This is a genomic window from Paenibacillus uliginis N3/975 (assembly GCF_900177425.1).
Classification (GTDB): Bacteria; Bacillota; Bacilli; order Paenibacillales; family Paenibacillaceae; genus Paenibacillus_AQ; species Paenibacillus_AQ uliginis.
In genome coordinates, this window is sequence record NZ_LT840184.1 from 5,601,064 (window position 1) to 5,607,884 (window position 6,821).

The window sequence follows — 6,821 nt, forward strand, 5'->3', positions numbered from 1 at the left end:
CACAGAGCACCGAGTCTACCAACTGGTCTGCAGCCGTGTTAAGCAGTTTCCTGCTGGGCCCTCATATATTTCACGAACATGCCCGCAAAATCGGGATCCCACTGTGTTCCCTGGCCTTCTTCCAGAATATTCAGAGCCTCGATGGATCTCATCCCACTGCGGTAAGGCCGATCAGAGGTCATCGCGTCATATGCGTCCGCAACCGCAATAATCCGCCCGAACAGCGGGATATCACAGCCCTTCAAGCCGTCAGGATAACCTTTTCCGTCATAGCGCTCATGATGGGAACGTACCCCTTCCAGATATGGAGCCATCGCATCAGCTGGCTCGATCTGCCGTAGGATGTTCTCCCCCTGCTCCGGATGGGCTTTCACCTGAGAAAACTCTTCCTCTGTCAATCTTCCCTCTTTCAACAGAACATTATCCCGGACTCCGATTTTCCCAATGTCATGAAGCAGCGCAGTCTTATGCAGGAGGTCGATCTCACTTTCATTCAGTCCTGCCAGTTCACCAAGAAGAACCGAGTATTCCGCCACACGTAATGAGTGTCCTGCCGTATAAGGGTCACGTGCATCCAGTGCAGCAGCCAGAGCCGCAAAATAACTGTCTAGTAGCTTCCGGTTCCGTTCTTCTCTCACCTGCAACCCCCGAACCATCATATTAAATCCAGCGATCAGTGTGGAAAATTCATCTGAATACAGATTCGAAGTCTGAATCAGACGCCCTTCCTTAACCTCATTCATTGCCCGGTATAACTGACGAATGGGACGATGCACATCTTGTGTCAACAGAAGTGCGCCAATATAGGCGAAAGTTACTCCAATCAACAGAATGACACCAGCCCAGCCCCAATATTGCTGGGAAATGATCTTGTCAAACTCCTCAAGTCGGATCTGGGCTGCCAGACTGAATAAAAAGAGCGGAAAAGTTCCGATCAGCATCGTGCTGAGCAGGAACTTCGTACGAATGGCAGTAAACACATGTCCCTCCAGCGAAAAGTCAACGCCAAACCGGAACAGCGCCTGTCGGCGGAGCTCTTTTACCACAGGACGAATGGCAGCTACGGTAAGGAAAAATTCGATCATCGCATGACAGCTTGCAATGAGCACCGCACCTAGTGAAGCCAGCCAAATATAGAAAGACGGTATGCTGAGCAGCCCACGATTCAGCATCCAAATCGTAATCAAGATCGCCGGCACAGACAGGCCGAACAAATGTGGACCATATATACGGTACACCGCCTGCTTCGGCATACGGTGTACCTGAAGGTAGGCAGCCTCCAGAGTTGCCAGATCTGCATTTGAAGTATGCAAGGTTTGCCGGATCAATCGCATATGCCTCAAAAATACAAAGATTTCTACAGTAATCATAATGAGAAACGAGATTCCAATAATGCTCAACAGACGCATACCTTCAATGTAAGAAATTTCAAATGTGGTTATGAGCAGCACGCCGCCTACTACGAGTACAGCAATAAGGGAACCGATAACATAATTACGGATAAGCTGATTTAAGAAGGACCTGTATAGTTGCATGAAATGCCTACTTTCGTCGCAATTAGTCATATTATATTTGTTTATGCACCGTTGACTGGAATTATACTTCAATCCATTAGGAATAAATTACCTATGTATAGAATATCGTTGGAATCGACAAAAAAATCAAGATCTTTGCTAAAGTGTATCAAGTGTGATATAATCATAAATTGTTAGGCGAAGTTTAACCCCGTAAGTTCCTCGCAAATTTTATATTTTCTAACTCAGATGAAGTTGAGAATTCCTATTTTCTAACCCAAAAGTAAGAGTTTAAGGATGTTGGTTTTCTGATTCACACTGGAGCGGTCATCGGAGCCGCAAGGACGAAAGAGAGGCAGGGCTTTTGTTGTTTTGGAAGTAATGATCCCGAAATTGAACTTCAAACACAAGGAACCGACTGTACAGCCGATCAGGCCGTCAGGGGTTAAATTATATTGGCGCTTCAGCGCTCATAAAAGTACCCTGCAGACCATTCTGCAGGGTACGTCTATATCCACAAGATCCAGAAAAGTAATTAATTGTTACACCAGCCTTTAAAATACATATCATACCATTTATGTTGTCGATTACCTGCCTTTATGGCATAATGGAGGCATAGATTGGGCAGCTAAATGGAGGGCATTTCGTTTGTTTACAAACGAGATGCCTTCCTGTTTATCAACATGATTTTTACATTAAATGTAACCTTCTTCAATCGGCTGCTCCATTAAGGGAGGTTGAGGCGATCGGTATACATCTCTGTAGACGTTCTTTCATACAAGAATTCGGAAGCGGAGGATGTTTATATGAATATTCCAAAAACCAAGCAAGGGAAGAAGCCGAAAGATCGGGCAGGTATCTTCATATTTGCGATCTCCTGCATCTCGACCGCGATTCTCGTATTCATTATCGTTGAGATTATCCTGAGGACCATGTTTGGAACACTGAAATGAACGTATTCGATAGCAAGGAGGATCATGTATGAAATGGACTGGATTGTACATCACAATAAATTTAGGTTGCAGCTCAATCTATAATGAGCCATAGCACGAGGAGGAGATATGACCATGAATTTGCAAAAGATCAATATAAGAGAAACGCTTGTTTCCCAATTAACTTTTTTTGATGAACAGCTCACTCTTTTTCTTGATCGGTACCTCCCTGCCGCTGACGACGTCCGTATCGTGCGGGAACGAAAAAATACCAAAGCGTTTATCGAACGCTATATGTTCAAGGTGGAGCAGTATCTGAACAATCACATCGATGGTGATGACATCCCGTGCCCCGATTTTGTATTTCTCGGGAGTACGGTAACCGTGCAATATGACGACAGCAATCACTGTGAATCCTATGCATTGTGTCTGCCGGAGGATTCTGATCCGGATAATGGCTGCATATCCATCGTCTCTCCGCTTGGCTCCCAGCTTCTTATGGCTGCCAAAGACAGCCAAATTACAATTGTGACTCCCGGGCAAATCACAAAAGTGACCGTTGTAGATATAAACTGCAACTAACTCCCAAGAAACATGCCATCCAATATTGGTAATCAAGTCACATCATGTCCAGCAGAGGTTACAACAATATCCTGATCACACGAGTGAAACACATAGAATAACTATAACCATCAGCACATCTTGAGGGCTGTCCTTTGGTCTACCCACGACCAAGTTGACAGTCCCTTTTTTGTCTTTAAGCCCCTTTTACTTCCCTTCAAATATGCATAACGAAAATTTTCTCCAATTGCTGCTCTGAAAATACCAGTAAAATTGTGACAGACGCCTAGTCCCCTGCATATGATGCCGAAGACGAACCACTTTTCGGAAGGAGCGTGCAGTCTTGAAAAAACGAGGGAAGCATACAACGGGTAAAAATCCAACCCAGCGCTATGTGGTGGACCCTAATACAAGAGAAATTGATTGGGCAGGACGTAACGAAGCAAAAAACCGTGCAGCAGCAGATAGGGAGGCCCGGGTTCTTTCGGCTCCGGCGGCAGCTGCTCCGGAAGAAGAAGGCATCGACGCCTTAGAATTCGAAGGTCTGCTGCCTGAGGAAAGCACCGATGTACCGGAAGAGGAGGTAATGAAAGAAGCTTTTGAAGAGGAAGACAGCCCCCTCCCTCCAGACACCTTGGAATTATTCAACACCACCGATCACCGGGAGCACCTGCTGACTGAGAAACAAATGCCCGGCCTAAAGGGGCCTTTTATCTATACTGAAGATATCAGTGAAGGTGCAGTCACGGAGAGCCGGATCGCTTCTCGTGCCATCACCGCCTCCAAGCTGGCTACCGGATCAGTCGGAAGCGATGCATTGCAGGATTACGCTATAACAGGTCTTCAAATTGCCGACGGCAGCATCACCTCCGCCAAGCTTGCAGGTTCGGTAGTCACCAGTGATCATCTGGCCGATAGTTCCATCACTGACCGGAAGATTGTAGTTGGTACGATCAGTGGAGATAAAATCAAGGATGGCAGTGTAACCTCTCATAAGCTGGCCGATCATAGCATCACCTCGGATAAACTTGCGAACGGAGCGGTACTCTCCCGCCACCTTAGTGGTCTAAGCATTTCAGGCGGACTGCTTGATGATGCTGCCGTCACCAGTAACAAGATTGCCTCAAGCGCTGTGGAAACACGGCATCTGGCCAATGAATCCGTGCACACCTCCAAGCTGGCGGATCAATCTGTCTCCACATCCAAGCTCAGGGAAGGGGCAGTCAGCGCCAGTAAGATTGAGTCCGGCGCCGTTGATGGAACTCACATCCAGAATCATTCCATTACCGGTCTTCACTTGGCTGATGGAGTTGTTGCCCGGAATCACCTGGAGCATGAGGTGATCGGATCTGATCAGTTGGCTGAGAGCACGGTCAGTGGGAAGCATATTCAGAAAGGCGCTATTACTACTGTCCACCTGGCGCAAGGCGCAATCGGGTCAGATCAAATCCGAACTGCCGCTGTGGGTAAGGATCAGATCGGGAGCCAAGAAATTCAATCTCGTCACATTAGCGATTTCAGCATTACAAACACAAAGCTGGCAAATCAGTCAGTAGGCACCGCAAAACTGGTGGAGCAATCTGTTACAGCATCAAAAATTGCCGACCAAAGTATTTTGTCCAGCAAGATTTCCGATGAAGCTATCCACACCCGCCATTTGGGTAAAGGGTCCGTCGATTCTGAACAGCTCGCTACCAAAGCAGTGCGTTCCCAACATATCGGTAATAGCGCTATCCAGAGCGAGCATATTACGGAAGGTAGTTTGCAGCCCCACCACTTTAACGATAATGCTGTCCATCCGGCTGCTATAGCGTCCCAAGCGATTACAGAGCGCCATTTGTCTGGTGGATCGGTTACCTCATTTCATCTTCAGACAGAATCTGTGACGGAAGATAAACTTTCACTAGGCTGTGTAACAAGCAGCAAGCTGGCAGCTGGTTCCGTCAACGGAGAAATCATTGCGAAGGAAGGCGTCAATTCCTCGAACATTGCGAAAGGAGCGATACGACAGGCACATCTTGCAGCAGGAAGTGTTGGCTCTGTATCTCTGCAGACCGGTGCGGTCGGTCAGGATCATCTTGCCATCGGCTCCGTTACAAGCAAGCATATCGCACCATCCTCCGTTGTATCGGATGCTATTGCTAACGGCTCGATAACGACAGAGAAGCTTGCACTGGGTGCCATTACGGACTCTTTCATCGCTCCTGGAGCTGTATTCCCGCAGCATCTGTCGGATCATGCGGTAACCTCGCTTAAGCTTTCCCCGGAAAGCGTGTCGACTGATAAATTAACCGACCTGGCGGTCACTACCGCCAAGCTGGCAGAAGGAAGCGTAAGCTCCTCTAAAATTAAAGAAAATGCAATTAAGGGCATTCATTTATCCGTTGAATCGGTATCGGCTGATGCCTTGCAAAAGAACTCTGTTACAACTGAGAAAATCGCTCCTCATTCGGTTTCTGCCCAGCATCTGGCACTCGAATCCATTCACGGAAAACATTTGACACAAGAATCCATCTACGGATATCATCTCAAAAAAAATATTATTACGCTGGATCATCTGTCCGACGAAGTTCGTTCTGTTGAAATTTTTGCAGACGAAAGCATACCTGGTCACAAGCTTCAGCCTGGGCTTATTATAGAGACTCATCTCAGTCCTTCGGCTGTATCTGAAGCCGTCATACAAGATAACGCGGTCAGCGGCAACAAAATCCAGAACGCCTCGATTTCCGCAGATCACTTGCAGTCTGGTATCATTCAGCCGAATCATCTCAGCGATAATGTTATCCACTCCCGCCACCTCCAGAACGGAGTTATCGGAGAAAGCCATATCGCTCCGGAGTCGGTAGGCCAGAATCATCTGCAGGATGAGGTGATAACCTCCAGACACATCATGGAAGGATCCGTCGGCTCCTCCCACATTCAATTGGAAGCTGTCAACCGCTCCCACATCGCAGAAGGCAGCATAGCCTCACATCATATTGATGATTCCGCTATAAAAGATCGTCATATTGCAGCTTCTTCCATCACGACTGAACATTTGCAAAGTCAATCCGTGTCCTACAATCACCTGCAGGAAGAGAGTGTAGGCTCCGATCATCTGCAGCTTGGTGTCGTACAGTCCCGCCATTTAGCAGAAGGAGCGGTTCTCCCCCATCATTTACAGGAGCGTAGCATCGCTTCCAGTCATATTGAAAAGGGCGCTATCACATCTGACCTCTTACAGAAAGGGAGTCTGACGGGTGACAAATTCGCAGCTCACAGCATACCGGGCAGCAAAATCGCCTCAGGTTCCCTCTCCGGCAAGCATCTTGTAGATGGCTCCATAGACTACCGTCATCTCACACCGGAAGCATTAGATTCCCTTGCCGTACAGGATGGCAGCATTAATGGGATCAAGATCGCGGACAGTTCCATCGACTGCCGTCATCTCACACCGGAAGCATTAGATTCCCTTGCCGTACAGGATGGTAGCATTAATGGGATCAAGATCGCGGACAGTTCCATCGACTACCGTCATCTCACGCCGGAGGCACTAGATTCCCTTGCCGTACAGGATGACAGCATTACGGGGAACAAGATCGCGGACAGTTCCATCGACTACCGTCATCTCACACCGGAGGCGCTAGACTCCCTTGCCGTACAAGATGACAGCATTACGGGGAACAAGATCGCGGACAGTTCCATCGACTACCGTCATCTCACGCCAGGGGCGCTAGACTCCCTCGCCGTACAAGATGACAGCATTACAGGAGCAAAAATTGCAGACGGTTCCATCGACTACCGTCATCTTACGCCGAAGGCACTCGATTCCCTT

The 6,821-nt window shown here is 47.9% G+C and carries 4 protein-coding genes; 3 read left to right on the forward strand and 1 reads right to left on the reverse strand.

Annotated features, from left to right (window positions below; translation table 11 throughout):
* Positions 1-38: 38 nt before the first annotated feature.
* Positions 39-1,535 (reverse strand): HD-GYP domain-containing protein, encoded by a 1,497-nt coding sequence (locus B9N86_RS26090; protein WP_208915982.1) that lies wholly within the window; start codon positions 1,533-1,535, stop codon positions 39-41.
* Between the two features lie 785 nt (positions 1,536-2,320).
* On the opposite strand from B9N86_RS26090, the gene B9N86_RS26095 reads away from it, so the two are divergent.
* From B9N86_RS26095 to B9N86_RS26105, 3 genes are all read left to right on the forward strand, one after another.
* Entirely contained in the window at positions 2,321-2,467 is a 147-nt protein-coding gene (locus B9N86_RS26095) for a hypothetical protein (RefSeq protein ID WP_208915983.1), read from the forward strand.
* Positions 2,468-2,581: 114 nt separating this feature from the next.
* Entirely contained in the window at positions 2,582-3,028 is a 447-nt protein-coding gene (locus B9N86_RS26100; protein WP_208915984.1) for a GreA/GreB family elongation factor, read from the forward strand.
* Positions 3,029-3,350: 322 nt separating this feature from the next.
* On the forward strand, positions 3,351-6,821 hold a 3,471-nt coding region (locus B9N86_RS26105; protein WP_208915985.1), incomplete at its 3' end, for a hypothetical protein.

Excerpts from the sequence above, each read along its gene's own strand:
- B9N86_RS26090 (WP_208915982.1), bottom strand. The coding sequence starts at position 1,535 with ATGCAACTATACAGGTCCTTCTTAAATCAGCTTATCCGTAATTATGTT.
- B9N86_RS26095 (WP_208915983.1), top strand. The coding sequence starts at position 2,321 with ATGAATATTCCAAAAACCAAGCAAGGGAAGAAGCCGAAAGATCGGGCA.
- B9N86_RS26100 (WP_208915984.1), top strand. The coding sequence starts at position 2,582 with ATGAATTTGCAAAAGATCAATATAAGAGAAACGCTTGTTTCCCAATTA.